The sequence below is a fragment of the Arthrobacter sp. ASL1 genome, assembly GCF_056680475.1.
On record NZ_JBWXQH010000002.1, the window covers coordinates 59418 to 84215 of the forward strand.

A 24798-nucleotide genomic window follows, 5' to 3' on the forward strand; every position below is an offset into this window, starting at 1 on the left:
AATGAGGGAAGCGCCGAAGAACAAGATCAGCAGGGTCGTCGATCAGAGCGCGGCCTCCAGCAGATAGTGCAGCCGACTTCGGACATTCCGTGCAGCCGACTTCTGAAAATGACAGAATTTGCCGAGATTCCGCGACCGCCGGATTCCCGTAAGACCCGCCCGCAAAACTGCCCGGTGAAGGTGGCTCAAACGCTACAGTCGAAACCATGCCCGGACTGAACATCGGATACGCCCGCGTCTCGACCAGCGAACAGGACCTCACCGCCCAGAAGAACTCCCTAAGCGCCCTCGGCGTCGCGGAAGAGCACATGTACGTCGACCATGGGTTCACCGGTACCAACCGGAGCCGCCCCGGCCTGCGAGAGGCCCTGGCCGCCTGTCGTGCCGGCGACACCCTGGTGGTCAGCAAGCTCGACCGCCTCGCCCGATCGCTGCCCGACGCGCGCGACATCGTCGAGGAGCTCACCGAACGCGAAGTGAAGCTGAGCATCGGCGGCTCCGTTCACGACCCGAATGATCCGGTGGGCCGGCTCCTGTTCAACGTGCTGGCGATGGTCGCCGAATTCGAATCCGACCTCATCAGGGCACGCACGAGGGAAGGCATGGCCGTTGCGAAGGCCAAGGGCCGGCTCCGCGGCAAGAAGCCCAAGCTCTCCCCCACCCAGGAAAAACACCTGGTCTCCGTACACAAGGCGGGGACGCATACGACAGGTGAAATTGCCGAACTGTTCCGGGTCTCCCGTTCCACGGTGTACCGCGCGCTACAACGAGCAGGCGAACCACCTAACACCATCCTCCATTCCAAGGCCCCCCGCCCTCAGACTTGATCACCTGCCGTCGGCTGAGCGAACAATCGACATCACGTTCACCGCGACGGCAGGGCAAGATGCTATACATGGGCAATCTTCAAGCAGCAGGGGCCACGAGTTCTCACATGGATCGGATTGGTAGCTAAGTGAGTGAACAGAAATTCCGTTTATCAATCGACCAGCTGGCCGGCCCACGCCCCGATCTCGTGTACCACTACACCGACGCCGCCGGGTTGCTTGGTATTGTGCATAGCCACCAGCTTTGGGCCTCTTCTGCGCCCGTGTTGAACGATAAGGAAGAACTTCGGTACGGCATTCACGTCATTCAATTGGCGATTGATGAGCTAGAAACCGAACAGGCAATACCACTGAGTAGCTGCCAGCGGTGGAGGGAAATCACCGAATCAGATCTATTCACGAGCGTGGTAGAGGACAGCTTCATTCTGTCCACTAGCAGTGACGACGATCTTCTATCGCAGTGGCGCGGTTACGCTGGTGGTACCGGATTCTCACTAGGGTTGAACAATAGGAATCTATTTCCTCTGCGCAATGAAAATGGTCATCGGAAAACTTCCTTCCCTTCCCTCACGACGCCGGGTTGGCTGCCCGTTGTTTATGAGCCGAGCAAGCAAATCGAGATAGCTAAGAGTGTGCTCAAGCGCTCGAGCAAGACCGATATGGAAGTCCTGTGGGACACCACCGTCAATCAGGTTCCCGCCCTATCTGCAGGCCCCGAGTTCACCGAACACCTTGAACGGGGCATGGACATAATGAGGCTCCAACGCCTCACTGCCTGCCTTAAGCACCCCGCCTTCCAAGACGAACGGGAGGTCAGGTTCGTAATCGTGCGCACGGACTCCCCACAGGTGAGATTCCGCCATTCAGACAATCGAATAATTCCCTATGCCCTCCTCCACGGCGGTCTTGCAGAAGACACCCACGAAAAGTCCGGAACTTTACCCATTGTCAGCGTGAAATGTGGCCCAGGTGTCAGGCCGGAAACTCCGCAAGTTGTTGCAGAGATGCTGAAGAACAACGGATACGATGGCGTGTCCATCTCCTCGTCAAACATCCCCGTGCAGGACTGATGGTAAAACCCTTGATGCACCAGCTGCGACTAGCTTTAGCCAATCCGCGCGAGGAAGTGACATACGGTGCTGGCATTTCCCGGGCACGACTTCTCCTCCCACACAAATGGGTCAAAAAGAAGTGCGCCACAATCGGTCGTTAACGGACATCCCCTTCCTGCGAGCCATGCGACTAGCCGAGAATAAGGAACACAGGGGGCACGGCTCCCAATCGTTGAACGCTTCGCCGACGCCCAGCGCTGCGAAGCGACACCACTCAGGGGGACCGATTGAAAAGTAATTACAGACGCTATGACTTCACGGAAAGCTTCGGCCGGATCCGAGAGATTCTCAACCAGTCCGATCTGAAATATGAGGAGGAGGACAACTTACCAAACCGGGACAGGTTGACCTATGAGAACGGCTTCTACGCAAATTGCGCCTCACTCTTCATAGACATCCGCGGCTCGTCCAAGCTGCCCCAAAAACTCAAGCGTCCGACTCTCGCACGGTTGTACCGCGCATATGTAAGCGAGGTAGTTGCGCTCTTGAACAGTGACGTCGGTTGCCGCGAAGTGAATATCGTGGGCGATGGTGCTTGGGCCGTATATAACACGCCCCTAAAAACTGACCTAGACGACGTCTTCAGTATCGCGGCTCGCTTGAATTCGATGGTTGAGGTTCTGAACTACGAGCTCGGGCGACGGGATATTGATCCCATCCGTGTTGGGATCGGCATGGCTTGGGGGCGGGCATTGATGATCAAGGCCGGATTCAAGGGAAGCGGTCTCGATGAAGTTGTCTACATGGGTGACGTGGTGAATCGAGCCGCGAAATTGGCGGCCTTCGGAAATGACACCTACAACGATCATCCTGTAATGGTCGACGACGTCTTTCAGTCCAACCTGAATGAACACAACAAGGGCCTTGTCACCTGGAACAGTCGTCGTAGTTGTTGGCATGCAAACGTCGTCAACCTAGAGATGGACGCGTGGCTCAAGGAGAGCCGAAAGTGACCGACGAAGTTGCGGAACGCAGCAGGGCCATTCTGTTGGAAACAAGGGAGGAATTGGAACGCGCAGACAATAAAGCTTCCATCCTGCTCGCCGCGACCGGCGTAGTCTTAGGTGCCCTCGTGGCAGCGACGTTGGCTGGCGATTGGTCTCCTCCCGCGAGCCCTGAAGGCGTCCGGTGGCTCTATTGGGCCGGTATCTGGCTGGTCTGCGCAGCAATTTTTCTTTTGGGTTCCGCCGTCTATCCTCGAATACAAGCCAAGGGTTGGCGACCTAATGCCATCTCGTACTACGGCGACGTTGTCGCGGCCGGGGCAAAAAACAAAGTTGAGGAATTGCTCCGTGCACCCTCGGATAACCCGAACAAGCGCGTTATTGACCAATTGATGCAAGTATCAACGATCGTCCAGAAAAAGTACGTCGCCATCCGGCGCGCCATGTTCTGCCTCGGTCTGGGAGCGGCGGCGTGGATTATTTCTGGAATCGTAGCTGTCTCTTCTGGCGCATGCTGCTGTTGATCATCGTCTGGGCGCCCTCACCACCAGATCTCAAAGGGTCGTTTTAGCCAGTCCGCTCACGTACGGCGCTTCTTCTGCAAAGATGTACCACCAAAAGCTGATTGGCAAGTTGGAAAGAACCCTCGCAAAGACAGGGGCACCGCAGTTCTTCCCCGCGAACCGAATCACATCTGCCGAGATCTTCATGTTCGTGTTCCCTGGCTTTGCCGTGCCCGGCAGACGGGGCGTGGGAGAACATTTGCCTAGCGGCTGGTGATGGATCCAATGGCCGCGCGGGCTTTCGAGGCCAGTGCGTCCGGCATGGGTGCGCTGCCGACGGAATCGGCTGCGAGCAGCTGCCCTTCTTCGCTGACTGCATATCCCCCGAAGGCCTTGACCAGTTCCACGGTTTGCGCGTCTGCGTAGGTGGTGCAGTAGATCTGGTAGGAAACCAGCACCAGAGGGTACGCGCCGGCCGCGGTGGTGGTCCGATCCAGTTCGAGGGCCAGATCGGATTCTCCGGCACCGGCCACCGGCTTTGCGGTCTCGACGGCTACCGCCGCCGCCTTGGGGCCTACTTCAACAAACTGGTCGCCGACCTTCAGGCGCGCCTTCCCCGTATCTTCCCCAGTGACCGAATCGTCGACATAGCCGATGGACCCCTCGGTGCGGGTGATGGTGCTCATGACACCCGAGTTGCCTTTCGCGTTTTCCCCACCCACTCCGGAGGGCCACGACCCGTCCGCCTCATCCGGCCAGATCCCGGGTGCCGTCGCGTGGAGGTAGTCGGTGAAGTTCTCCGTGGTGCCCGAGTCGTCCGAGCGGTGGACCGGCGTTATCGCGGTTTCTGGCAGGTCCACGTCCTTGTTCAGGGCGGCGATACGTGGATCGGACCAGGTGGCGATCTTGCCGCGGAAGACCAGTGCCGCCGTTTCGGGGTCAAGATCGATCTGCTTGACGCCGGGAAGGTTGAAGGCCATGGCGATGGGTGAAATGTATGCGGGGATGTTCATGGCCCCTTCCGGCCCGCATGCCTGTCGGGAGGCCTGATTTTCCTCCCGGTCCAGATAGGCATCGGAGCCGGCGAAGTCGAGGCCTCCGGCGAGGAACGCCGTACGTCCTGCCCCGGAGCCTGCCGGGGAGTACTGGACCTGGACCTCGGGGTTCTCCGACATGAAGCTGGACATCCATGTCGCCATGGCCGCGCTTTGGGCCGATGACCCGACCCCGGTGATGGTCCCGGAAAGGTCCGAGGTGTTTTCCTCGGCGGCCCGGCGCTGCTCTTCCCCCAGGGGGTAGTCGGAGCCGCAGGAGGTGAGCAGGAAGGCTGTAGCGGCGCAGATCGCCAGGCCCTTGGTTTTCCTTGCGTGCTTCACGGCGTGTGCCTTTCATGGGCGTCGTCTCGATGATGCGAATCGGCGGGAGTGCTCTGGTTGGCCGGACCGGCGGTCGTCCGGCGGACGGTCAGCTCCTGGGCAGGATCTCGGTGAGCAGGTCTTCGACCCGGTCTCGGATGTCGTCGCGGACCAGGCGCATCCGTTCCATCCCCTCGATCCCGCGTGTGGAGGGTTCGTCAGTTTCCCAGGTCCTCATTTTCGCTCCCGGCACCGGTTCCACGACGGCTTCCGTGCCGAGTGTGATGACCATGTCGACGTCGGCGAGCATGTCCTCGGTGACGGGCTTCGGGTGCTCGTCGCCGATCTCTATGCCCAGCTCCGCCAGGGACTGCACGGACTGGGCGTTGAGCTTGTCCCCGGGGCGGGTGCCTGCGGTATGGACGGTGACCGCGTCCCCTGCGAGGTGGCGCATGAGGGCCCCTGCCATCTGGGACTTGCCCCCGTTCTTCACGCAGACGAACAAGATGCCTGGTTTGTGGGCCATCGTCGGGTTCCTTCTTTCACTCGTGGGCGCGGAGGCGGTGGTGGGCCTCGTGGGAGGGGATGCCTAGAACGGGTAGGTGCTGGGTGGCCAACAGCCGGTGCATCAGGGAACCGGTGGCGAGTTCGTTGACCTTGGCCAACAATCCCAGTCGGCGCGTGCCGATGACGATGCTCGACGCCCCGACGGCGGTGGCGAGGCGGCCCAGGGCCAGTGCCGGGTCCCCGCCGATGACCCGCAGGGACCAGGCCACCCCGTGCCCGGAGGCGGCGGGACCGAACGCGTCCCGAATCCCGGCCGCGGCAAGGGCGGCCTCGTCATCCGGTTCGAGGACCGGATCCAGGGAGGTCGGGGCCACCTCGTTGCCGGCCTTCCATTCGATCAGGTAGCTGGCCGGGTCCACGTAGGCGGCAACCAGGGGCGCGGCCAGGGCTTCGGCCAGCTCCACGGCACGCGCCCAGACCGCTGGGTTCTGGCCGGGGATGGTCCCGACGATGATCGGGGACCGCGCAAACGCCGGGGCCTGTTCGTTCACGTCGTCACCGGCCCGGATCGCCGCAGGCCGATGGCCGGCCGGGGAGCGGGGTTGGCGGGGCGTCCGGTCTTGGTTTTCATGGTGCTAGTCCGCGTTGGAGGAGCGGCCGTGTGCGAGGCCGGTGGGGGTGCCGATGAGCACCGGTTCCGGTGCGGCGCAGCACGATTCCGCAGCCTCGTCCCGGTCGGTGTTTTCGGCCGGGGCGTCGCAGCTGCCGCCGAGGTCGGTGGAGCAGACCCCGGTTTCGGGCAGTTCGAGGTGCACCTGCTCTGCGGCAGTCGTGTCCCCGGCCAGTGCTGCGGTGATGGAGCGGACCTGTTCGTATCCGGTGGCGAGCAGGAAGGTCGGCGCGCGGCCGTAGGACTTCATGCCGGCGATGTAGAAGTCTTTTTCCGGGTGGGCCAGCACCTTGGCCCCGTGGGCCGGGACGGTTCCGCAGGAATGGAACTCCGGGTCGATCAACGGCCCCAGCGCCCGGGGTGCCTCCACGGCGGGGTCCAGTTCCAGGCGGATTTCGCGCAGGATGTCCAGGTCCGGGCGGAATCCGGTGGCAGGGATCAGCAGGTCCACGTCCAGCTTCACCCGCCCATCCGGTGTATCGCCGGTCACCGACAACGCTTCGCGGCCAGCGGCGGCAGCAATGTCGAAGGAGGTGGTGGTGAAGGAGGTGTGCAGGCCGATGTGCCCGTCTTCGACGAGCTTGCGCAGCCGGGTGCCGAGTTGGCCGCGGGCGGGAAGCCCGTCGAGGTCGCCGCCGCCGTAGAGGCGGGTGGCGTCGGGGGTGCGTACGGCCCAGCTGATCCGGGTACCCGGTTCGTTCTTGGCCAGCTGGCCCAGGGAGATCAGGGTGTTCGCCGCCGAGTGCCCGGCCCCGATCACCAGGATGTGCTTGCCCGCGAACCGGTCGCGGTCCCGGCCGGTGACATCGGGCAATGGCCCGGTGATCAGTGCCCGCGCGATGGCCTCGGCCTCGCCCGGGGCCGGAAGCCCGGCCTGGCCGAGCGGGTTGGGTTGCGCCCAGGTCCCGGACGTGTCGATCACCGCACGGACCCGGTGGTCGACCACGGTTCCGTCGGCCGCCCGTACGCGGACCAGGAACGGGCGTCCGTCGCGGTCCCGGGAGTGGGTCTTGTCCATGCCGACCCGGCTGACGGCCGTGACCGTCGTGGAGGTGTGCAGGGCGTTGGAGATGGCCGGGAGCGCGGCGAGGGGTTCGAGGTACTGCTCGATGAGTTCGGCGCCGTAGGGCAGGGCGGACAGTCGGGGTTCGGTCCAGCTGGTGGCCTCGAGCAGCCGCCGGGAGGCGGGGTCGATGTTGTGCCGCCAGGGGGAGAACAGGCGGATGTGTCCCCACTCGCGGATGGCCGCACCGGCTTGTTCCCCTGATTCAAGGATCAGGGGGGTGAGCCCGCGTTCGATGAGGTTGGCCGCTGCGGCCAGGCCCACGGGACCGGCCCCGATGACGGCAACGGGGAGTTTTTCGTTTGTGTCGGTCATGTCCTTGGTGCTCCTTTGCTTGTCCTGCCCGGGGCGCAGTCCCGGGGTTTGTGCGTGTGCGGTGCTCAGGCGTGGGTGGGTTCGGCGACCAGGGCGGTGGCGATGCTGCCGGCGTCCTCGCGGGCGGCGAGGAATCGTTCGGCGTCCAGGGCGGCGGCGCAGCCGGTTCCGGCGGCGGTGATGGCCTGGCGGTAGCGGTGGTCCACGGCGTCCCCGCAGGCGAAGACGCCTGGGATGTTGGTCAGCGTGGTGGGCGCCTGGACGCGGATGTATCCCTCGTCGTCCACCTCGATCTGTCCGGCGACGAGTTCGGTGCGGGGCAGGTGGCCGATGGCCACGAAGATGCCGGTGGCCTCGATGTCCCGGGTGGTACCGGTGGTGGTGTCTTCCACGGTGAGGCCGGTGACCTTGGATTCGCCGTGGATGGCGGTGATCGCGGTGTTGTAGGCGAAGTTGATCTTCGGGTTGTCGTGGGCTCGTTGGGCCATGATCCTGGAGGCACGCAGCTCGCCGCGGCGGACCAGGACCGTGACGGTCTTGGCGAACCGGGTCAGGAACGTTGCCTCCTCCATGGCGGAGTCCCCGCCGCCGACCACGATGATGTCCTGGTCTCGGAAGAAGAACCCGTCGCACGTCGCGCACCAGGAGAGACCGTGCCCGGAGAACTTCTTCTCCTCCGGCAGGCCGAGCTCCTTGTAGGCGGAGCCGGTGGCGAGGATGACGGCCGGGGCCTGGTGGGTCTGGCCCGACCCTGTGGTGACGGTTTTCAGCTCGCCTGACAGGGCGGCGTCGGTGACGTCGTCGAAGATGACCCGGGCGCCGAACTTCTCGGCTTGCTGTTGCAGGCCGTCCATGAGTTCCGGGCCCTGGATGCCGGCGGGGAAGCCGGGGAAGTTCTCGACTTCGGTGGTGTTCATCAGCGCGCCGCCGTTGGTGACGGATCCGGCGATGACCAGTGGGGCCAGGCCGGCCCGTGCGGCATAGATCGCCGCGGTGTAGCCGGCGGGTCCGGATCCGATGATGATGAGTTGCTCGGCCATGATGATGTTCCTTCGCTAGCGGGTGGGCAGCAGTTCTGCGATGAGACCCTGAATGCGGGTCTTGATCTCGTCCCGGATGGGCCGGACGGCCTCGATGCCCTGTCCTGCCGGGTCATCGAGTTCCCAGTCCTCGTAGCGTTTGCCGGGGAAGATGGGGCAGGTGTCACCGCAACCCATGGTGATCACGACATCGGACTCCCGCACGGCGTCCACGGTGAGGACCTTGGGCGTTTCGGCGGACATGTCGATGCCCTCCTCGGCCATGGCCCCCACGGCGGCCGGATTGACCGAGTCCGCCGGCTCGGACCCGGCGGAACGGACCTCGATGGCGCCTGCGGACAGCGCGGTGAGGTAGGCGGCGGCCATCTGGGAGCGTCCGGCGTTGTGGACGCAGACGAACAGGACGGACGGCTTCGTGGTGGTCTCGGTGGTGCTCACTTTTCGTGCTCCTCGGACTAGGACTGCGGGTCGGCGGTTGCGGCGTTGATCAGTGGGTGAAATGGCGTTTGCGCGCCCATAGGGCCACGTAGACCAGCGCCACCAGGACAGGGACCTCGATCAGCGGGCCCACGACCCCGGCCAGGGCCTGCCCCGAGGTGACGCCGAACGTCCCGATGGCCACCGCGATGGCAAGTTCGAAGTTGTTCCCCGACGCGGTGAAGGCCAGCGTGGTGGTCTTCGCGTAGCCCAGGCCCAGAGCGCGGCCGATGAGCATTCCGGCGCCGAAGACGACCACGAAATACACCAGCAGCGGCAACGCGATGCGCACCACGTCGAGCGGCCGGGACGTGATGGTGTTCCCCTGCAGCGCGAACAGCAGCACGATGGTGAACAGCAGGCCATAGAGCGCCCAGGGCCCCAGTTTCGGCAGGAACTTCCCCTCGTACCAGTCCCGGCCCCTGGCCTTCTCCCCCAGTGTGCGGGTGAGGAAGCCGGCCAGCAGCGGGATGCCCAGGAACACGAGCACGGAGACGGTGATCGACCAGAACGAGAAGTCCGCCGCCGTGGTCGGCAGGCCCAGCCAGCCGGGCAGGACCTGGAGGTAGAACCAGCCCAGGGCGCCGAAGGCGATGACCTGGAAGACGGAGTTGATGAAGACCAGCACGGCGGCGGCCTCCCGGTCACCGCACGCCAGGTCGTTCCAGATCATGACCATGGCGATGCAGCGGGCGAGCCCGACGATGATCAGCCCGGTGCGGTATTCGGGCAGGTCGGGGACGAAGATCCAGGCCAGGGCGAACATGAACGCCGGGGCCAGCAGCCAGTTCATCACCAGGGAGGTGATCAGCAGCTTGCGGTCCGCGACCACGCGGCCGGTTTCGTTGTAGCGGACCTTCGCCAGGACCGGATACATCATCACCAGCAGGCCGATGGCGATCGGCAGGGACACCGAGCCGATCTTCACCGTATCCAGGGCGGTATCCAGCCCGGGGATGAACCTGCCCAGCAGCAGGCCTGCGGCCATCGCCGCGATGATCCAAACGGGCAGGAACCGATCCAGGGTGGAGAGCTTGCCGGCGACGGCGGCCTCCCCCGTAGCGGCAGGTGTGGTGGTCTCGGTGTTCACGAGGCTCCTTGAAGATCCAGCATCAAATTGACGATTGTCGATGCAAGAAGTATCCACGCCTATATCGACAAATGTCAATCCATGGCACAATGGGGCCATGGAAACCCTGCTGGCACCCGAAACAAGCACCGGTGCACCGTGTTGCGAGCCAGCCGGTGGCCTGGCACTCAATGCCATAGAGGCCCAAGCCACGGCGCGCATCCTGAAGGCGCTCTCGGATCCAAACCGCCTGCGATTGCTCTCCATCGTCAAGTCAGGCGAGGGCGGCGAGGCGTGCGTCTGCGACCTCACCGAACCACTGGACCTGGGCCAGCCCACGGTCTCCCACCACCTGAAGATCCTGGTCGACGCCGGGTTGCTGAACCGCGAGAAGCGCGGCACCTGGTCCTACTACTCCCTGGTTCCCGGGGCCCTGGAAGCCGCGTCGCAAAGCATCCTCGCCCTGTAGGTGGAACCTCCCGCCAAACCCCAGTCCGCTCGGATCGGCCGGCGGACAACACGGACACCCGTATCCGGTCCGGACTACGGCCCACCTGCGCGGCGGGGCGTCGTCATCGCTGGCCTCGGCCTCGCGCAGATCCTGTCATGGGGCTCAACGTTCTACCTGCTCGCCCCCCTGGCCGCCCCAATAGCCGCCGACACCGGCTGGCCTCACCCCTGGATCGTCGGCGGTGTTTCCGTGGCACTGCTCGTCGCCGCCCTGGGCTCCCCCGCCATCGGTTCCCTGGTATCGCGCAACCATGGCCGAGAGGTCCTGGCGGCAAGCGCCCTGCTGTTGGCCGGCGGCCTCACCACCCTCTCCCTGGCACCCAACCAATGGCTCTACCTCGGCGCGTGGGTCGTCCTCGGAGCCGGCATGAGCGGCGGCCTCTACAGCGGGGCATTCGCGGTCCTGGGCCATGCCTACGGGGCCACGGCCCGCTCCTCCATCACCGCCCTGACGCTTTTCGGCGGCTTCGCCAGCACCGCCTGCTGGCCGTTGACCACCCTGCTGTCCAACGAATTCGGTTGGCGGTGGACCTGCGCGGCATACGCCGCGGCCCATCTGCTGGTCACCTTCCCGCTGTATGTGCTCCTCGCCCCGCACGGCAAAGCCAGCCCCGAACCAGCAGCAGAACACCACCAGGGCCCGCCGGGCGGTTCCCCGCAGCCTGGCCCCCTATGGCTGCCCGTGGCGCTCATTGCCCTCATCACGACGCTTGGCACCTCCGTATCGGCGGTCATGTCGGTGCACGTCTTCACGCTGCTGGCGCCACTGGGAGCCAGCGGCGCCGTCGCCGTTGGCCTGGCCGCCACCATCGGCCCCTCGCAAGTGGGCGCCCGGCTCGTTGAATTCACCCTCGCCCGGCGACGCCATCCGTTGTGGACCATGCTCACGGCGGTCATGGCCATCACGACCGCCCTCGCGCTCCTGGCTACCGGGCTCGGACCACTACTCCTGCCGATGGTCGTGTATGGGGCGGGAATCGGCTTGAACTCCATCGCCAACGGCACCGTTCCCCTGGCCCTCGTCGGGCAGGAAAGCTACGCCCGGATCATGGGACGGATCGCCCTTCCATCGCTGCTGGCCCAAGCCGCAGCCCCCGTCTGGGGTACCTCGTTGATCAGCGGCTGGGGGGAGAAGCCGACGCTCCTGGTCTTGGCTGCGATGGCACTGGCAGCAGTGATCCTGACGCTCTGGCTCATGCTGCTTCACCGAGGCGGCGGCCGGGGCCGCCCAGAAGGCAGGAGTCCGGCCTAACCCCGGGAGCCGGCCCTTGGGCTACGCCTCTCCGGCAGTGCGGCTGTCTATTCGGACGGTTCTTGCCTGGACGGGCAGCGGACCGTGCCATAGGAGCAGAACACACAGCAGTCACCGGCCAGGGGCTGCAGACGCTCGCCGCATTCCGGACAATTCCAGAAGTACTGGCAGGAGTCCACCGACATTTGCGCGGAGGTCTCCCGGCCGCACAACGGGCAGGTCACTACTGATGTCAGCTCAATTCCCATGCCTTCATTCTCCGCCACCGGTCGGCCTGAGGTTCACGGATCTGGGTTTGCATGGGGAGGTTGCATCCAATTCGATAATGCCCACTTCCCTGGCCATCACGTAGCGTCCGCACATGCCGAAAGTCTCCCACGACCCCACACCACCCAACAGGCCCGGCGCCCGATCACCGGCGGGGCCGGGCTGCGGGCTTCACCATTGGATTTCGGAGATGTCGTCCAGCGGTCGGCGCTCCCCCACATCCCGTTCAGTCGTGGTTGGTTCCTCCGCAGTGTGCAGTTCCGTCGGGAAGCGCAGGCCGGTGCGTTCCTCCAGCTCGGCCAGGGCCACCTGGTAGACCCGGAATTCGTCCAGGGCCATCAGCACCCGCAGCTGGTCCAGGTCCTGGGTGAGCAGGAAGGCCCGGACCTTGGGGACCCCATCCTGGCTGTAGGCGAGGACCTTCCAATATTCGCGTGGCAGGCCCACGCCCCGGTACACCTGGTCGTCGTCGCGGAACACGGGTCCTGCCATCACGGAGGCCTTCAGGTCATCGACGTCGACATCCTCGTAGAGCGCGTTCTCCAGCCGGCCCCAAAGCCCTTGCTGGCTCGACTGGTTGAAGTCATCCATCTGCGGGGTGATGTTCGTGTAGTGGAAGGAATCCTCATTGGCCTGCTGTGCTTCCCCGGCCTCGCCCCACACCAGATCCGCTCGACGCGCGAGATGGCCGCGGTCCAGCCGGTTCCCCTCGTACAACTCGTTCCCGGTTTGGGCATCGGCAGGGATTCGGGGGTCGAGGATGAAATCCAGTCCCGACCTGCTGTTCATGCGCAGGGCGGACCCGTCGATGTTCCAGGCAACCCAATAGGCGAACCTGCGGGACACGCTCATGGCGAGGGAGAAGTGCGTGTAGGGCAGGATTGTTCCGCCCTCCCAGACCAGTACATCGCCGCTGATCGCCTCTCCGGCCTCGGGAGTGCCGATCGTAAAGGCCAGAAAGCCTGGGTCGTAGCCTAGGTCCCCGGAGTCATTTGGATTCTTGGCCATGGGATTGGCTCCTCGTTGGGCGTGGAAGGATCGCGTGCTTCTGAGCGTAAGACCGTCGTGGCGCATCGTCGAGACCGGAACGGCGAATCGTTCCGGGTAGCGATCCTGCTGGCAACGAGCGGTGCCGCCTTCCTGCCGTCCCCCCGGCATCGCTGGGCCGGTGAACGAACGCCGATAACAACCCATCCGTCACCCCGCCCCGGGGATGAACCAATCCAACGGGGCTGGTTCTGCCATAGCGTGGTGCCACGCGAAGACGCTCCCGGCATCTCGTGACGGGAGCGTCCCAGGGGCGCTTGAAGGCACCAGCAGTCCCACGACTTGGGGGTGTGCGGGACTGCGTGATCGGACCACGTTCAGGGGTGTGCCCCGATCAGGAAAAAGCCTACCGGAGCTGGCCGTCGCCCCTACCAGCCCAATGAGGTCGGAAGCTGGTTCGCCCAGACGGTACGGAAGGCAGGAGAATGGGCCCATGCCCCGCACCGATGTCGTTCTTCCCGATGGCTACGCGTCAACGCTCGACGCCCTGAAAAGCCGCGTGCGTGATGCCCGCGTCCAAGCCCAGCGAACGGTCAACACGCAGCTGATCGAACTGTACTGGCACATCGGCAGCGAAATCCTCACCCAACAAGATCGACAAGGATGGGGAACCGGAGTCATCCGGCACCTTGCCGAGGACCTGCGGGCCGCGTTCCCGGACATGACGGGGTTCTCCTACCGCAACCTGCAGTACATGCGCTCCTTCGCGGATCGCTGGAACGACGGCCCAATTGTGCAGCAGGCTGCTGCACAATTGCCCTGGGGCCACATCATGGTCCTGATCGACAAGCTCGACACCGCCGACGACCTCACCTGGTACGCCGCGGCGGCAGTGGAACACGGGTGGTCGCGCAACGTGTTGATGAACATGATCATGAACCAGACCCGCGAACGCACCGGGGCCGCACCCTCGAACTTCACCAGGCAACTGGCGGCCCCTGAATCCGAGCTGGCCCAGCAGATGGCCAAGGACCCCTACTCACTCGAATTCCTGGGGCTCACCGGAGAAATCGCCGAACGGGACCTGGAGCAGGCGCTGATGGACCGCATCGTGGAGACCCTGCGTGAGCTCGGCCCCGGCTTCGCCTTCGTGGGCCGGCAGGTCCACTTCGACGTCGGCGGCGATGACTTCTACCTGGACCTACTCTTTTTCCATGTCGAGCAGCTGCGCTACGTCGTCGTGGAGCTGAAGACCGGGAAGTTCCAGCCAGAATATGCGGGGAAGCTGCAGTTCTACGTTGCCCTGGTCGATGACAAGCTGCGCCGCCCGGCGCACTCCCCCACCGTGGGGATCCTGATCTGCGGCAGCCGCAACGAGCACACGGTGAGGTATGCGCTGAACCAGTCCAACGCCGCCATGGCCGTGTCCACCTACACCTACGACGCCCTCCCTGCCGAGGAACAGCAGGCCCTACCTGATGAGGAGGACCTGGCAGCGGCCCTGGATTGGGCGGAGCCGGCCCCCGGGGACCGGGACGCCCCGGCCTGACACCACCCGGACGCACACGAGGCCGGCACAGCCGTGCTGGCCCGTTCGGGGCCCGGCCGGGAAGTTCGCATACTCCCACCCGGCCAGGGGCCAGCTCGCCGGCCTACGCTGGAGGAGCACCCCATGAAGGGGCAAGGGATGACCAGGGCTCCAACCACACGGGTTGGGGCCCTACCCGCCAGGCCAGCCGCCGCGGGGCCTGCCGACCGTGAGGGCCGCGCGCGGCCGCCAAGTCCTATTTCCCGGTCTTCTTTGCCGGCTGGGTGTTCTTGGTATCCCAGTACTTCTCGGCCTGTTCCTCCAGGACAGCGAGCCGCCCCCGGGCTTCGGCCAGGGTTTCGCGGGCTCCACGGGCGTCGGCCCGTTGGGCATCGAGGGCTTCATTCGTTGCCTGTTGGTACTTCTCATGCTTGGCCATCTGCTCGGCCAGCTGCTGTTCGAGCAGGCCGATCCGCTCCTCGGCACTGTTGGCGCGTTCGGCTTCCGCGTCGGCACGCTCGGCCTCGGCGTCCACGAGCTGCCCGGCCTCCACGGCTTCGGCCTGTGCTGCCTCCACGAGTTCGGCGGCGGCCGCCCGGTCCGCCTCGTAGCGCGCGGCGGCGTCCGCGGTCGCTGCCGCCCAAGCGGTGGCGAAAGCGCGTTGGACCACATCGGGGATGGGCACCTCGGGCGGACGGGAATCGTGGCGCCACTGCTCCACACCTTGGCGGGCGGCTTCCATGGAGACGCCGGCGCGCGTGCGGACCGCCGAGACGGTGACCTTCTCCCCCGCGGCGTCCATCTGCGCTGCCGCGTCGGCGGCGCGCTGCACCGGGGTGCCCTGGGTGCCTGGGGCCGGGGTGGAGTCCTGTGGCATGAATTGCTCCTCGATAACCAGTAGTAGTGTGATTACTACTATTATTACTGTTCCGGATACGGATGTCCACACCCTCTGGGCCGCCCCGGCCCGGGGTGGGGTAGGTTGCTGCCATGACCCGTGACCCGGCTCGGCGCGCCGAGTGGCTGCTGATGTACAGACAGGGCCTCGACGCCGGGGACATCGCACGGATCTGCCACACCCTCCCCCATCTCGTCCAGGAGTACCTGCGCGAGCAGGTGCAACGCGATCCGTCGATCTTCGACATGCGGTTGGGCCGTTGCCTGGAACCGTCCCTGCCGGTATACCGGGACGAGGACGCCACCAGGGGGTGGGAGGGCAACAGGCTTTCGCTGGCCCGGTTCATCGACTCCCGCGGGCGGTTTCCCCGCCGTTCGGCCGACACCTCGACCCCGGCGGGGGCTCTGGAGGTCTTCCTGTACCGCTGGGCGCGCGCGCAGCGCGCCGCCTCGGCGGCCGGCGGGTTGACGTCGCGGCAGGAACGCCAGTTGGAGGCCGTGCCCCGCTGGACCGTGCTGGGCCGCGACAAGCTCAACGCCAGGCATTGGGACGATCGGCTGGAGGCGTGTTCGGATTTCATCACCGCACATGGGCGGCTGCCGCGCTACCGGGGCGGCAAGACCGGGCGGGAACGCTCATTGGGTGCCTGGCTGGGACGACAGCACGCTCGAATGCGACGTGGCGCCCTCCCCGCCTCCAGGGCGGAAGATCTGGGGAACCTCCTGTCCTCCGCCACGCTCCGGGCCTAAGGGTGGTGCGGTGCGGCCAGGATGCGGCGCAGTGTTTGGGCGTTCTGCCAGTAGGCGACCGCTGCCGTCGACGACCAGGATTCGGAGCGGCCGTCCATTTCACTGCCCGGGCCGCCGCCCTGGAGGAACTCGGCGTGCTGCGCAGTTCAGCAAATGCCCGAGCGGCACTTAAGCACGGCCGGGCGATCGAAGTAGTCGGAGCAACTCAAGGCAGCCCTGGCCGCAGCCGGCGCCAAACCCGCGGCGTAGCCGGGCCCGGGTCAGAGGTAGCTGCAGATCCGGTCCGGATCGCAGCATGCAGGATCGGCGGCCTCGGCAGCGGCATGGTACCCGGCAACTGTTTCGCGAAGGGCGGTAATTTCCGCGATCTGCCGGTCCAGCTCCATCAGCTGGCGTGCCAGCACGTCACGGACGTGGGTGCACGGGGTAGCGCCGGAATCGCGGATCCGCAGAATGTCCTGGATCTGGGCCAGGGTCAGGCCGGCCACCTGGCTGCGGCGGATGAATTCAAGCCTGCTGACCGTGTCCTGGGCATACTCCCGGTACCCGTTGGCAGAGCGTTCAGCCTGGGGAAGAAGGCCCCGGTCCTCATAGAACCTGATCGTCTTCGTGGTCATTCCGACCGCCGCAGCGGCTTCACCGATTCGCATCGCGCATCCTTCACGTCCTAGCCAAACCCCTTACAACTATCCAGTGTACTGGAATGTTGTGGAGTCGGGATTCTTCCCGGCACCCGCACCCGGTCCGCCCGCGAACCTTGGTGGGGGTCACGAGCCCAGGAATTTGACCTTCCCCCCTAGTGGAAGGTCGAAGATGGGTGACAGGATCTCGCGGTCCGGGTTTTTCCTGGTGAGTCCGCCAGGGCCGGGCGGGAGCGGGACAAGGAAGGAATGATCATGTCAACGAACACGAAGGGCCGCGAACGCCCCGGAACGGTGTTCACGCTCGGTGTTCTGCTGTCCACGCTCGGTGTTGCGGCGGTCGGCCTGCTCTGCTGCGGTGTGCCGTTTCTGGTGGTAGCAGGCGGTGCCCTCGGAGCGGCCGGGACAGTGACGGGCAGCCCATGGATGATCGCCGCTGCCGCGGCGGTTGTCGCGGGTGTTTTGATCATCCGGGCTTCGCGCCGGCGCAGCGCCCGGAGCGCCAAGCCGGGACGTGATTGCTGCGGCCCGGCGGAAGCTGACCGTGAATCGTTCAGGATGCACCAGGAAGGCCCGGACAGGGTGCCCAGTGCTCCGGAACAACAACATGTCACCCCCGGCATTGTTCTGGCCGGCCGCGACGTGCGGTGCTGCCCATGACCGGGGCGTTGGGTCTGGCCTTTTTGACCGGGATGCTCGCCACCGTGAATCCGTGCGGGTTCGCGATGCTGCCCACCTACCTGGCCTACTTCATCGGGTCCGGACCCGGGGGCGGACGGAAACGGCCGCTGCTGGCCGGGCTGCGTGCCGGTGTGGCCTTGAGCGCCGGATTCGCCGCGGTCTTTGTCACAGCGGGGCTCCTGTTCGCCGTGGGGCTGCGGTCCCTGGCCTCGGCACTGCCCTGGGCCGCTGCGGTGATCGGAGCGGTGATTGTGATCGCCGGCCTTGGAATGCTGGCCGGCTGGCAACTGCCGGGCACCGCTCTGAAGCTGAACCGGTTTGTGCGGAAGGGCGGCGGGAACGGGACGGGGTTGAAGGCGGTCTTTGGCTACGGCGCGGCATATGCGGTGGCAGCGCTCTCCTGCAGCCTGGCCCTTTTGCTCGCCGTCGTCGCCCAGGCCGTGTCCACGGGAAGCCTGGGCGGGCTGCTGGCAGTCTTTGGCGCCTACGCCCTGGGCTCATCCGTGGTGCTGATCCTTCTCTCCCTTGGCGCAGCGGTCGCCCGCGACGCCCTGGTGCACCATGTCCGCCGACTGTTGCCCTATGTCAACCGCCTGGGCGGGGCGGCGCTTGCCCTGGCCGGGATTTACCTGCTGCTCTACTGGGTGCCGGCCCTGACCGGCGGCCAGGCCGGCGGCATCCTGGGCTCGGGAATAACCGAGGCGAGCGTGGCAGTATCCGCCTTCGTCACGGAAGCCTGGCCCCTGCTCACGGCCGCGGCCGTGGTGGCCGCACTCACCGCCGTCGCTGTTTCCCTCCGGCGCCGCAGCCAGGCGAAAACGCTCGACCGCGCCGCACCCAAGGACCCGGCGGAAACAGGGAACGGCACCGAGGCATGCTGCAGTCCCGGCCCTGGGATCTCCGAACCGACGCCCGACCGACAGCAGCAAGGAAAGCCATGACAACGACAAAAAACCGCAGGCGCATCTTCACCATCACCGCAATCATCGCGGCCGTGGCCCTCGTCCTGATCCTCGCCTCCACGGCACTGACCCGCGGCGGTGAAGCCGACTCTTCAGCCGGTGCGGTCAGCGGAAACAATGTGGCCACGATAGAGGTCACCTCGGTGGACGGTGAAGCGGTCACCGTGCCCTCGAAGCGTCCAACGGTGCTGTATTTCATGGCGAGCTGGTGCTACACGTGCATCCCGCAGGCAAAAGCGATGAAAGAACTCGAACAGGAATATGCCGGAAAGGCCGATTTCGTTGCCGTCGACGTGACCCCGGAAAACACCAAAATCGAAGTGGATGAGTTCCGTAAACGGGCTGACAATCCCGGCCACCCGTACGTGGTCGACACAACCGGCCAGCTCACCAAAAAGTACGGCATCACCGCCCTGGATACCACCGTGGTCGTAGCGTCCGACGGTAAAGTCCTTGACCGCGCCAATGCGATGCCAATGAAAGCCGAAGTCCTCAGGGCATTTCTTGACAAAACACTCCCATAACCACGGCGTGCCGGGCCACCCTGCCGTCCCACAGCACCAGGAAGACTTTCATGGCACCCCACCGCCCCTTGGCCGCCCTCCTTCAGGCAGCGGCGGGCAGAGAACGACAAGTAACTCCACCGTCACCGCCGGCAGGCAGCGGCCTTCATGATGCCGCCGGCCAGTCCAGCACTGAAGCCGCAGCCCACGATTCCGGGATGGACGAGGGGCGCGCACTGCCCGCCTCCGGCGGGACGGGAACTGCCTGCCCGAATGTCCGGCAGGACTGGGGCAAGCATGTCTGGATGGTTTTCGTCACCGTCGTCATCCTCTCAGCCCTGGCGTTCTTCGTCCTTGACCGGGTGTCCGGCGCTCCGGTAACCGTGTCCGACTCCGGTCCGGATGCAGGCTTCGCCCGGGACATGCAGGCACACCACGCCCAGGCCGTGGAGATGGCCCTGCTGATCCGGGACACGTCCGCGAACCCGGAGCTCCGGGCCATCGCCTATGACATCATCACGACCCAGCAGCACCAGAACGGCCAGATGTTCGCCTGGCTGCAGAACTGGGGATTGTCGATCTGATGATCCGCCACCACCAGGGCGGCGTCGCCATGGCAACAGCCGCCGCAAAACTGGCCGAGACCTCCCTGGTCCGTGATTTCGCGGCCAGGGTCGTGGATGCCCAGACCGCGGAAATCACCGCCCTCCAAGAGCTGCGCGGCAGACTCTGACCATCCCACCACAGAAAGCGAGACCCCCTATGCCGTCACCCCGGAAAAGCCCCGAGGAACGGAAGGCTATCGTGCAGGCCGTCCAGGCAAAACAGCGCGCCGCCGACAAACGCAAGGCCTGGATGATCTATGGCACCGGCGGCGCTGTCATCGCCTCGATCATCGCTGCCATGTCGTTCGTCCTCGTCGGTGAGGTACAGCAGCGCGAGCGGGCCACGGCTGAAGCGGCCCGTCCCGTGGAGGGCGAGAAGGACTTCCCCGGCCAGTCCCAAAACCACACCCGCGAACCCGTCAGCTACCCGCTGAACCCGCCCACCGGGGGTGACCACGCGCCGGTGTGGACGAACTGCGGAACGTACACCACCCCGGTGGAACCGACCCAGGCTGTGCACTCCCTCGAACACGGCGCCGTCTGGCTCACCTACCGCACGGACCTCCCCAAGGACCGGCTCGCCGAACTGACCTCACTGGCCGGCAGTCAGGACTACCTCCTGCTCAGCCCCGTCACCGACCAGGCCTCGCCCGTCACAATCACTGCCTGGGGCAAACAGCTCAGCGTGGACAACAGCAACGACAAACGCCTGGCCCAGTTCATCAACAAGTACAGCCAAGGCCCCCAGACCCCCGAACCCGGAGCCCCCTGCACCGGCGGCGTCCCAGGCTAAGCCCGCCACACCACACCAACACGGGCTGGCATTGCCCTCAGTTCCGTTATCTCCGGCGGGCGCGGGGCTTATCCCCAGCCGGACCCCGCGCGTCCGGTCAAGGAGCCCGAATACCAGGGCCGGGGCATCCACGCGCGGCAGGCAGAAGAATTCCACCGGCCCCCTCCGGCCCGGTCAGGGCCGCGGACCTGGTCCCCGATGGGGCCAGTTCCGCAATAGGAGGGAAACGCTCCCCGACGTTCCTGACCCGAGAGGGCCCCATCCTGCCCCGGCGGCGCAGCAGCACATACAAGGGCGACCAGCTCACGCGAGCCCATAATGCATGAACATCGAGGCCTGCTCCAGGGCATTTCCCTCTCCAGGACGATTCCGGCCGCGCCGAAGATTTTCTTCGCCGCCGGCTCCTACGGGGGCCCCTGCCGGGCCGCGTTTTCCCGGGCCCGGTACTGTTCGGATTCCAGTTCGTAAAGTTTCATGCTGACCGGTTCCATGGCTTTGGTCCCGCCAGCGCCGGCGACCCAGGCGATGGCCAGGTCTTCGAGTGCTTCAGTGACTTTCATGATGGTCCCTCCCGCAGCTGCACTCGCCTGGTCCGCACGCCCTGGGACAGCAGCGCGCCGGGGCTCCGGCGGCAGTCAGATGTCGAGTTTGTCCAGGGCCGCCAGGTACGCCTCGTTGTACGTCGGGTATTGGGCGACCTGGTCCCGGAGCGTGTCGATGGGGATCTGTGCCCGGATGGCCAGGGAGGCCTGGTGGATCCATTCCCCGGCCATTGGGGCCACCGCCCAGGCACCGATCAGGACCTTGCGGTCGGTATCGGCCAGCAGGCCCAGATGCCCGCGCGGATCCCGTTCGTAGGTCCACGGGCGCGTAATGGCCGCGGCGACATCAAGCTCCGCCGCTGCGGTGCTCAGGCCCTGCCGTTCAGCCTGATCCCGGGTGAGGCCCGCGGCGGCAATTTCCGGGTCGGCGAACACGACCCGCGGAATACCCTCGTAGAAGGCCTTCCGGCGGTTGCCCAGGATCGCGTCGGCCGCGATCCTGCCCTGGTATTTCGCGACATGAGTGAAGGGCATGATCCCGGTAACGTCCCCGATGGCCCACACGTTTTCGCCGGCCCGGCAGTGTTCATCAACCTGCACCTGTCCGCTGTCGCCCAGGACCACACCTGCCTGTTCGAACCCCAGGTCCCGGGTCCGCGGGGCACGGCCGGTGGCGAAAACGACGACGTCGGCGGCCACCTCGGTGCCGTCATCTAGTTCAAGGACGCTCTGGCCGCCTTCCCTGCGGCCCCGGCGGGCGTTCACTCCCAGCCGGATCTCGATCCCGGATTCGGGCAAGTACTCATATGCGAGTTCCCCGGTCCGGGGTTCTTCCCGTCCCAGGAGCCTGTCTCCGCGGTGGATGAGGGTGACCTTGACTCCGAAGCGGGCCAGGAACGTGGCCGTCTCAATCCCGACGGCGCTGCCACCAATGACCACGGCGCGCCCGGGCAGGGTTGTGGCCGTATAGGTTTCCCGGTTTGTCCACGCAGTGATCTGATCCAAGCCCTCCAAGGGCGGAAGGACCGGGTCGGATCCGGTGGCAATGATGACGTGTTCGGCAGTCAGTTCGCGGTCTCCGGCACGGATCCGTCCCGGGCCGGCGATCCGGGCCTCCTCTTTAACCACGACGGCCCCGTGGCGTGTGTATCCGTCGATCTGGTCCTTGTCATCCAGATGCCTGATCATGTAGTCGCGGTAGTCACTGGCTTCCGCCCAGTCCAGCTCAGCCCTTCCAACCCCGGCTGCCCTCTGCACTTCCGTGCGCGCCTCCGGTGGCCTGAGCACGGTTTTGGACGGCACGCACGCCCAGTAGGCACATTCCCCGCCAATCAGTTCCCGCTCGATGACCGCGACCTTCTTCCCGGCCTTCAGCAGCCGACCGGCCGCGACTTCTCCGCCTGGCCCCATGCCCAGTACCGCAACATCGAAATGATTATCCATTCGCTTTACCCTTCAGTCGTCATCGGTCTTTCAGGCCTTATTCAAGCTTCCGATCGTGTGGGCACGCGTTCCAGTCCTACCGCGCTCAACCGGCGCAAACGCCACGTTCCCGGGCAGCCGGTCAGCGCCTGCTCCATCAGGGCAGCGGCGGTCAGAGGACGTCCATGGGAGTGTCATACGCGGGCGGAAGACCTCTTGCAAAGGCTGCGCAGGGGGCCATGAACAGGGTAGGGGCGCACCGGAGCGGGCCGGTGGTGGAGTCAGCAACTGCAGCTTTGTGCCCCGTTGCCTGGCTCCTCCCGGTTCTGCGTGGTGATCCCGGCGAGCATTTTTTCTGCCATTGAGGAGGCGAGCCGGTATGCCTCCTGCACGGGGACGACCGTGCCGTCCGGGTGGTTTTCGAGCCAAGTCCCGGCTTCTTCGGGTGAGGCAAAGAAGTGGACCTGGTTGCAGAAGGAGGACCGCACAGAGCTCATGTCCTCAGGATTGACCAGTGAAACCACCGCCGTTGCCGGTTCAACGCTGGTGACACCGGAGCTGTCAACGCGCACCCGAACCGGTGTCCCTGTTGATTTGTACGCGGATTCGATCCGTGCGGGGGCGCCCAGGAGGGTGGGGAAAATCAGGGTGTCAAGGGCGCACCAGGTGTAGAGCTGTTCGCCGTCGACTTCGAAGCGGTGCTGGGTGGGACGCTGGGTCAGTCCCTGCCCGACGATGCGCCCTGAACCGTCGTATTCCGTGTCGGCCATGACCTCCAGCGCGGCGCGGATTTCCTCAGCGGGGCGGCCGGTCGCGGCGCCGAGGTCAGCGATGTCGACAGGGTCGCCCTGGGCGAGGAGTTTCATCAGTGGCAGCCACAGCCAGGGCTGCATGCCGGTCTCGGCTGTGGCGAGGCGTTCAGTAACCTGGCTAACGTCGTTCGTCATGGTTGTTCCTTCGGTTGGTGAGGCTTGAGGGCAGGGGTCAGGAGGCGCAGCAGGAGAGCTTGGAGACGTCTGTTTTGAAGGACTGGGCGGCGATTTTGATGCCTTCGGCCATGGTCAGGTAAGGGCTCCACAGGTTCGCGACCTGGTCCACGGTCATGCCGGCCTCAAGGATGTACACCCCGGCCGCTGCCAGGTCCCCGGCTTCCTTGCCGACCGCCGTGATGCCCACGATCCGGCCGGTGCTGTTGTCGGCGACGATCTTGATGAAGCCGCGGGTGTCCCGGTTCACGAGGGCGCGGGGCACGTATTCCAAGGGCAGGACCCGGCATTCGCACCGAATGCCCGACTCGTTGGCTTCCTTGTCGGTCATCCCGACGGCGGCCAGGGCCGGGCTGGTGAACGTCACCCGGGGCAGGTGCCGGTAGTCGACCTCGCGGCCAGCGTTATTGAAGGCGTTCTCCACCGCCAGGGTTCCGTGGGCGGACGCGACGTAGACGAATTCCCGGTGCCCGGTCACATCCCCGGCGGCCCAGATCCTGGGATTGGAGCTGGAAAGTGTGTTCTGCACCAGGATCTCACCCCGATCACCGGTTTTGACCCCGACCGCGTCCAAGTTAAGCCCGTCCGTGACGGCACGGCGCCCGGTCGCGACCAGCAGCTTCGATGCACGGAATTCCTCCTTGCCTCCTGCAACGGTGGCTGTCACGACAGTCTCCGACGTCTCCGAATCTGTTTGCACCGAGTTCACGGTCACGCGCCGGACCACGCGGATACCCTCGTCGGCGAAGACGCTCATCAGGGCACGGGACGCTTCGGGTTCCTCAGCAGAGGCCAAGCGGGAACGGACGAGCACTGTCACTTTTGAACCCAGGCGGGCGAAGAGCTGCGCCTGCTCCAGGGCCACGTAACCACCGCCAAAAACAAGCATGGATTCCGGCACTTCGTCCAGTTCCATCGCCGAAGTCGAGGTCAGATAACCCGCCTCCTGCAAGCCCTCTACCGGCGGCGCCCAGGGCGCGGAACCGGTGGCGACCAGATAGTGCTCGGCGCGCACTTCACTGCGGGCACCGTCCGGGCCAGTGACTTCCAGGACCGGTTCCTGCGGTGTGCCGGCGAACATGGCATTGCCCTGGCGCAGATCCCATCCATAGTCAGCGGCCAGATCCACGTACTTATCCGAGCGCATCGTCTCCACCAGGGACCGTTTTCCGTTGACCAACGCAGGCATATCAACAGGAGCGGCGGAGGTGCTGATGCCGGGGAACCGGCCGGACGCATCCAGAGCCACATGCCTGGCTTCGGCCGCCGCCAGCAGTGCCTTCGACGGCACACATCCGGTGTTTACACAGGTCCCGCCAACGGTAGAGCGTTCAATCATCACAACACGCTTACCCAGGTTGGTGGCCCGGATGGCTGCGGCGAACGCGCCGCCGCCGGAGCCGATGACGGCCAGATCATAATCAAAACCTGCTGCTTCAGTCATGGGACCTTCCAAAAAAATCGTACAAAAACGTGGCCAGTAAGAGCACTGCGTGCCGCAAGGGTGAAGAGGCGCTGCCCCTGACCCGGTCATTCCCCATTCTGCACCTTGACCTATGGGGGAAGGTCAAGAGGGTGGCTTGGTGGCCG

General features: G+C 65.3%; 27 protein-coding genes and 1 pseudogene. 13 read left to right on the forward strand and 15 right to left on the reverse strand.

Features of this window, described 5'->3' with window-relative positions; all coding sequences use genetic code 11:
• Positions 1–206 precede the first annotated feature (206 nt).
• From AC1MEQ_RS18965 to AC1MEQ_RS18980, 4 genes are all read left to right on the forward strand, one after another.
• Positions 207–827, forward strand: coding sequence for a recombinase family protein (locus AC1MEQ_RS18965; protein WP_479796273.1), 621 nt, complete (start codon positions 207–209; stop codon positions 825–827).
• A gap of 128 nt (positions 828–955) precedes the next feature.
• Positions 956–1897: a DUF2971 domain-containing protein gene (locus AC1MEQ_RS18970; RefSeq protein WP_417234752.1), complete on the forward strand. Its 942-nt coding sequence runs from the start codon at positions 956–958 to the stop codon at positions 1895–1897.
• A 269-nt stretch (positions 1898–2166) separates the two neighbouring features.
• Positions 2167–2892, forward strand: coding sequence for an adenylate/guanylate cyclase domain-containing protein (locus tag AC1MEQ_RS18975; RefSeq protein ID WP_479796275.1), 726 nt, complete (start codon positions 2167–2169; stop codon positions 2890–2892).
• A complete protein-coding gene (locus AC1MEQ_RS18980; RefSeq protein WP_417234750.1) occupies positions 2889–3407 on the forward strand; it encodes a Pycsar system effector family protein in 519 nt (172 codons plus the stop codon). Before AC1MEQ_RS18975 ends, AC1MEQ_RS18980 begins: the two co-directional genes overlap by 4 nt.
• 242 nt (positions 3408–3649) lie before the next feature.
• Here AC1MEQ_RS18980 and pstS read toward each other — a convergent pair whose 3' ends face one another.
• The 7 genes from pstS to arsB all read right to left on the reverse strand — a co-directional run bounded on the left by pstS (position 3650) and on the right by arsB (position 9903).
• The gene (gene pstS, locus AC1MEQ_RS18985; protein WP_479796277.1) at positions 3650–4762 is read right to left on the reverse strand and encodes a phosphate ABC transporter substrate-binding protein PstS; all 1113 of its coding nucleotides are present in this window, start codon (positions 4760–4762) and stop codon (positions 3650–3652) included.
• Positions 4763–4850: 88 nt separating this feature from the next.
• On the reverse strand, positions 4851–5267 hold the full coding sequence (locus AC1MEQ_RS18990; protein WP_417234748.1) for an arsenate-mycothiol transferase ArsC: 417 nt from the start codon (positions 5265–5267) through the stop codon (positions 4851–4853).
• 16 nt (positions 5268–5283) lie between these two features.
• Positions 5284–5799 (reverse strand): universal stress protein, encoded by a 516-nt coding sequence (locus tag AC1MEQ_RS18995; RefSeq protein WP_417234747.1) that lies wholly within the window; start codon positions 5797–5799, stop codon positions 5284–5286.
• Positions 5800–5883: 84 nt separating this feature from the next.
• Positions 5884–7296: an NAD(P)-binding protein gene (locus AC1MEQ_RS19000; RefSeq protein WP_417234746.1), complete on the reverse strand. Its 1413-nt coding sequence runs from the start codon at positions 7294–7296 to the stop codon at positions 5884–5886.
• A 65-nt stretch (positions 7297–7361) separates the two neighbouring features.
• Positions 7362–8336 carry a thioredoxin-disulfide reductase gene (gene trxB, locus AC1MEQ_RS19005; RefSeq protein ID WP_417234745.1) on the reverse strand — a complete coding sequence of 325 codons (975 nt, stop codon included), beginning with the start codon at positions 8334–8336 and terminating at the stop codon, positions 7362–7364.
• A 15-nt stretch (positions 8337–8351) separates the two neighbouring features.
• On the reverse strand, positions 8352–8774 hold the full coding sequence (locus AC1MEQ_RS19010; protein WP_479796279.1) for an arsenate reductase ArsC: 423 nt from the start codon (positions 8772–8774) through the stop codon (positions 8352–8354).
• A 49-nt stretch (positions 8775–8823) separates the two neighbouring features.
• The gene (gene arsB, locus AC1MEQ_RS19015) at positions 8824–9903 is read right to left on the reverse strand and encodes an ACR3 family arsenite efflux transporter (RefSeq protein ID WP_417234743.1); all 1080 of its coding nucleotides are present in this window, start codon (positions 9901–9903) and stop codon (positions 8824–8826) included.
• 97 nt (positions 9904–10000) lie between these two features.
• Here arsB and AC1MEQ_RS19020 point away from each other — a divergent pair, with 97 nt between their 5' ends.
• The gene (locus tag AC1MEQ_RS19020; protein WP_417234742.1) at positions 10001–10351 is read left to right on the forward strand and encodes an ArsR/SmtB family transcription factor; all 351 of its coding nucleotides are present in this window, start codon (positions 10001–10003) and stop codon (positions 10349–10351) included.
• Positions 10352–11644 carry an MFS transporter gene (locus tag AC1MEQ_RS19025; RefSeq protein ID WP_479796281.1) on the forward strand — a complete coding sequence of 431 codons (1293 nt, stop codon included), beginning with the start codon at positions 10352–10354 and terminating at the stop codon, positions 11642–11644.
• Positions 11645–11691: 47 nt separating this feature from the next.
• Here AC1MEQ_RS19025 and AC1MEQ_RS19030 read toward each other — a convergent pair whose 3' ends face one another.
• Together AC1MEQ_RS19030 and AC1MEQ_RS19035 are read right to left on the reverse strand one after the other, a co-directional pair.
• Complete coding sequence (locus tag AC1MEQ_RS19030; protein WP_479796283.1) at positions 11692–11892, reverse strand: GDCCVxC domain-containing (seleno)protein; 201 nt, start codon at positions 11890–11892, stop codon at positions 11692–11694.
• 190 nt (positions 11893–12082) lie between these two features.
• Positions 12083–12919, reverse strand: coding sequence for a DNA/RNA non-specific endonuclease (locus AC1MEQ_RS19035; RefSeq protein WP_479796284.1), 837 nt, complete (start codon positions 12917–12919; stop codon positions 12083–12085).
• Positions 12920–13391: 472 nt separating this feature from the next.
• On the opposite strand from AC1MEQ_RS19035, the gene AC1MEQ_RS19040 reads away from it, so the two are divergent.
• A complete protein-coding gene (locus AC1MEQ_RS19040; RefSeq protein WP_479796286.1) occupies positions 13392–14447 on the forward strand; it encodes a PDDEXK nuclease domain-containing protein in 1056 nt (351 codons plus the stop codon).
• A gap of 235 nt (positions 14448–14682) precedes the next feature.
• Here AC1MEQ_RS19040 and AC1MEQ_RS19045 read toward each other — a convergent pair whose 3' ends face one another.
• Positions 14683–15303 carry a DNA-binding protein gene (locus AC1MEQ_RS19045; RefSeq protein ID WP_479796288.1) on the reverse strand — a complete coding sequence of 207 codons (621 nt, stop codon included), beginning with the start codon at positions 15301–15303 and terminating at the stop codon, positions 14683–14685.
• 113 nt (positions 15304–15416) lie between these two features.
• Between AC1MEQ_RS19045 and AC1MEQ_RS19050 the strand changes: the two genes are divergently transcribed.
• Positions 15417–16073 carry a helicase associated domain-containing protein gene (locus tag AC1MEQ_RS19050; RefSeq protein ID WP_479796290.1) on the forward strand — a complete coding sequence of 219 codons (657 nt, stop codon included), beginning with the start codon at positions 15417–15419 and terminating at the stop codon, positions 16071–16073.
• Positions 16074–16333: 260 nt separating this feature from the next.
• Here the strand turns inward: AC1MEQ_RS19050 and AC1MEQ_RS19055 are convergent, their stop codons facing one another.
• Positions 16334–16723 carry a heavy metal-responsive transcriptional regulator gene (locus AC1MEQ_RS19055; protein ID WP_479796292.1) on the reverse strand — a complete coding sequence of 130 codons (390 nt, stop codon included), beginning with the start codon at positions 16721–16723 and terminating at the stop codon, positions 16334–16336.
• A gap of 246 nt (positions 16724–16969) precedes the next feature.
• Between AC1MEQ_RS19055 and AC1MEQ_RS19060 the strand changes: the two genes are divergently transcribed.
• From AC1MEQ_RS19060 to AC1MEQ_RS19080, 5 genes and pseudogenes are all read left to right on the forward strand, one after another.
• On the forward strand, positions 16970–17374 hold the full coding sequence (locus AC1MEQ_RS19060) for a hypothetical protein (RefSeq protein ID WP_479796295.1): 405 nt from the start codon (positions 16970–16972) through the stop codon (positions 17372–17374).
• Complete coding sequence (locus AC1MEQ_RS19065) at positions 17371–18336, forward strand: cytochrome c biogenesis CcdA family protein (protein ID WP_479796297.1); 966 nt, start codon at positions 17371–17373, stop codon at positions 18334–18336. Before AC1MEQ_RS19060 ends, AC1MEQ_RS19065 begins: the two co-directional genes overlap by 4 nt.
• The gene (locus AC1MEQ_RS19070) at positions 18333–18881 is read left to right on the forward strand and encodes a TlpA family protein disulfide reductase (protein WP_479796299.1); all 549 of its coding nucleotides are present in this window, start codon (positions 18333–18335) and stop codon (positions 18879–18881) included. Before AC1MEQ_RS19065 ends, AC1MEQ_RS19070 begins: the two co-directional genes overlap by 4 nt.
• 431 nt (positions 18882–19312) lie before the next feature.
• Positions 19313–19593, forward strand: a pseudogene (locus tag AC1MEQ_RS19075) (DUF305 domain-containing protein).
• 71 nt (positions 19594–19664) lie between these two features.
• The gene (locus AC1MEQ_RS19080) at positions 19665–20258 is read left to right on the forward strand and encodes a DUF3105 domain-containing protein (RefSeq protein ID WP_479796300.1); all 594 of its coding nucleotides are present in this window, start codon (positions 19665–19667) and stop codon (positions 20256–20258) included.
• 404 nt (positions 20259–20662) lie between these two features.
• Here the strand turns inward: AC1MEQ_RS19080 and AC1MEQ_RS19085 are convergent, their stop codons facing one another.
• From AC1MEQ_RS19085 to merA, 4 genes are all read right to left on the reverse strand, one after another.
• Positions 20663–20818: a hypothetical protein gene (locus AC1MEQ_RS19085; RefSeq protein WP_479796302.1), complete on the reverse strand. Its 156-nt coding sequence runs from the start codon at positions 20816–20818 to the stop codon at positions 20663–20665.
• A 75-nt stretch (positions 20819–20893) separates the two neighbouring features.
• A complete protein-coding gene (locus tag AC1MEQ_RS19090; protein ID WP_479796304.1) occupies positions 20894–22243 on the reverse strand; it encodes a dihydrolipoyl dehydrogenase family protein in 1350 nt (449 codons plus the stop codon).
• Positions 22244–22503: 260 nt separating this feature from the next.
• Positions 22504–23169, reverse strand: a complete 666-nt coding sequence (gene merB, locus AC1MEQ_RS19095; protein ID WP_479796306.1) for an organomercurial lyase MerB — start codon at positions 23167–23169, stop codon at positions 22504–22506.
• A 37-nt stretch (positions 23170–23206) separates the two neighbouring features.
• On the reverse strand, positions 23207–24652 hold the full coding sequence (merA, locus tag AC1MEQ_RS19100; protein ID WP_479796308.1) for a mercury(II) reductase: 1446 nt from the start codon (positions 24650–24652) through the stop codon (positions 23207–23209).
• Between the last annotated feature and the right edge of the window lie 146 nt (positions 24653–24798).

Bases quoted from the DNA above. Each gene is read 5' to 3' on its own strand.
- AC1MEQ_RS19040 (WP_479796286.1), top strand. From the start codon at position 13,392: ATGCCCCGCACCGATGTCGTTCTTCCCGATGGCTACGCGTCAACGCTC.
- trxB (WP_417234745.1), bottom strand. From the start codon at position 8,336: ATGGCCGAGCAACTCATCATCATCGGATCCGGACCCGCCGGCTACACC.
- AC1MEQ_RS19085 (WP_479796302.1), bottom strand. From the start codon at position 20,818: ATGAAAGTCACTGAAGCACTCGAAGACCTGGCCATCGCCTGGGTCGCC.
- AC1MEQ_RS19050 (WP_479796290.1), top strand. From the start codon at position 15,417: ATGACCCGTGACCCGGCTCGGCGCGCCGAGTGGCTGCTGATGTACAGA.
- merB (WP_479796306.1), bottom strand. From the start codon at position 23,169: ATGACGAACGACGTTAGCCAGGTTACTGAACGCCTCGCCACAGCCGAG.
- AC1MEQ_RS19020 (WP_417234742.1), top strand. From the start codon at position 10,001: ATGGAAACCCTGCTGGCACCCGAAACAAGCACCGGTGCACCGTGTTGC.
- AC1MEQ_RS19090 (WP_479796304.1), bottom strand. From the start codon at position 22,243: ATGGATAATCATTTCGATGTTGCGGTACTGGGCATGGGGCCAGGCGGA.
- AC1MEQ_RS19030 (WP_479796283.1), bottom strand. From the start codon at position 11,892: ATGGGAATTGAGCTGACATCAGTAGTGACCTGCCCGTTGTGCGGCCGG.
- AC1MEQ_RS19035 (WP_479796284.1), bottom strand. From the start codon at position 12,919: ATGGCCAAGAATCCAAATGACTCCGGGGACCTAGGCTACGACCCAGGC.
- AC1MEQ_RS19070 (WP_479796299.1), top strand. From the start codon at position 18,333: ATGACAACGACAAAAAACCGCAGGCGCATCTTCACCATCACCGCAATC.
- AC1MEQ_RS19000 (WP_417234746.1), bottom strand. From the start codon at position 7,296: ATGACCGACACAAACGAAAAACTCCCCGTTGCCGTCATCGGGGCCGGT.
- AC1MEQ_RS19045 (WP_479796288.1), bottom strand. From the start codon at position 15,303: ATGCCACAGGACTCCACCCCGGCCCCAGGCACCCAGGGCACCCCGGTG.
- merA (WP_479796308.1), bottom strand. From the start codon at position 24,652: ATGACTGAAGCAGCAGGTTTTGATTATGATCTGGCCGTCATCGGCTCC.
- AC1MEQ_RS18965 (WP_479796273.1), top strand. From the start codon at position 207: ATGCCCGGACTGAACATCGGATACGCCCGCGTCTCGACCAGCGAACAG.
- AC1MEQ_RS18990 (WP_417234748.1), bottom strand. From the start codon at position 5,267: ATGGCCCACAAACCAGGCATCTTGTTCGTCTGCGTGAAGAACGGGGGC.
- AC1MEQ_RS19065 (WP_479796297.1), top strand. From the start codon at position 17,371: ATGACCGGGGCGTTGGGTCTGGCCTTTTTGACCGGGATGCTCGCCACC.
- AC1MEQ_RS19055 (WP_479796292.1), bottom strand. From the start codon at position 16,723: ATGCGAATCGGTGAAGCCGCTGCGGCGGTCGGAATGACCACGAAGACG.
- AC1MEQ_RS19060 (WP_479796295.1), top strand. From the start codon at position 16,970: ATGTCAACGAACACGAAGGGCCGCGAACGCCCCGGAACGGTGTTCACG.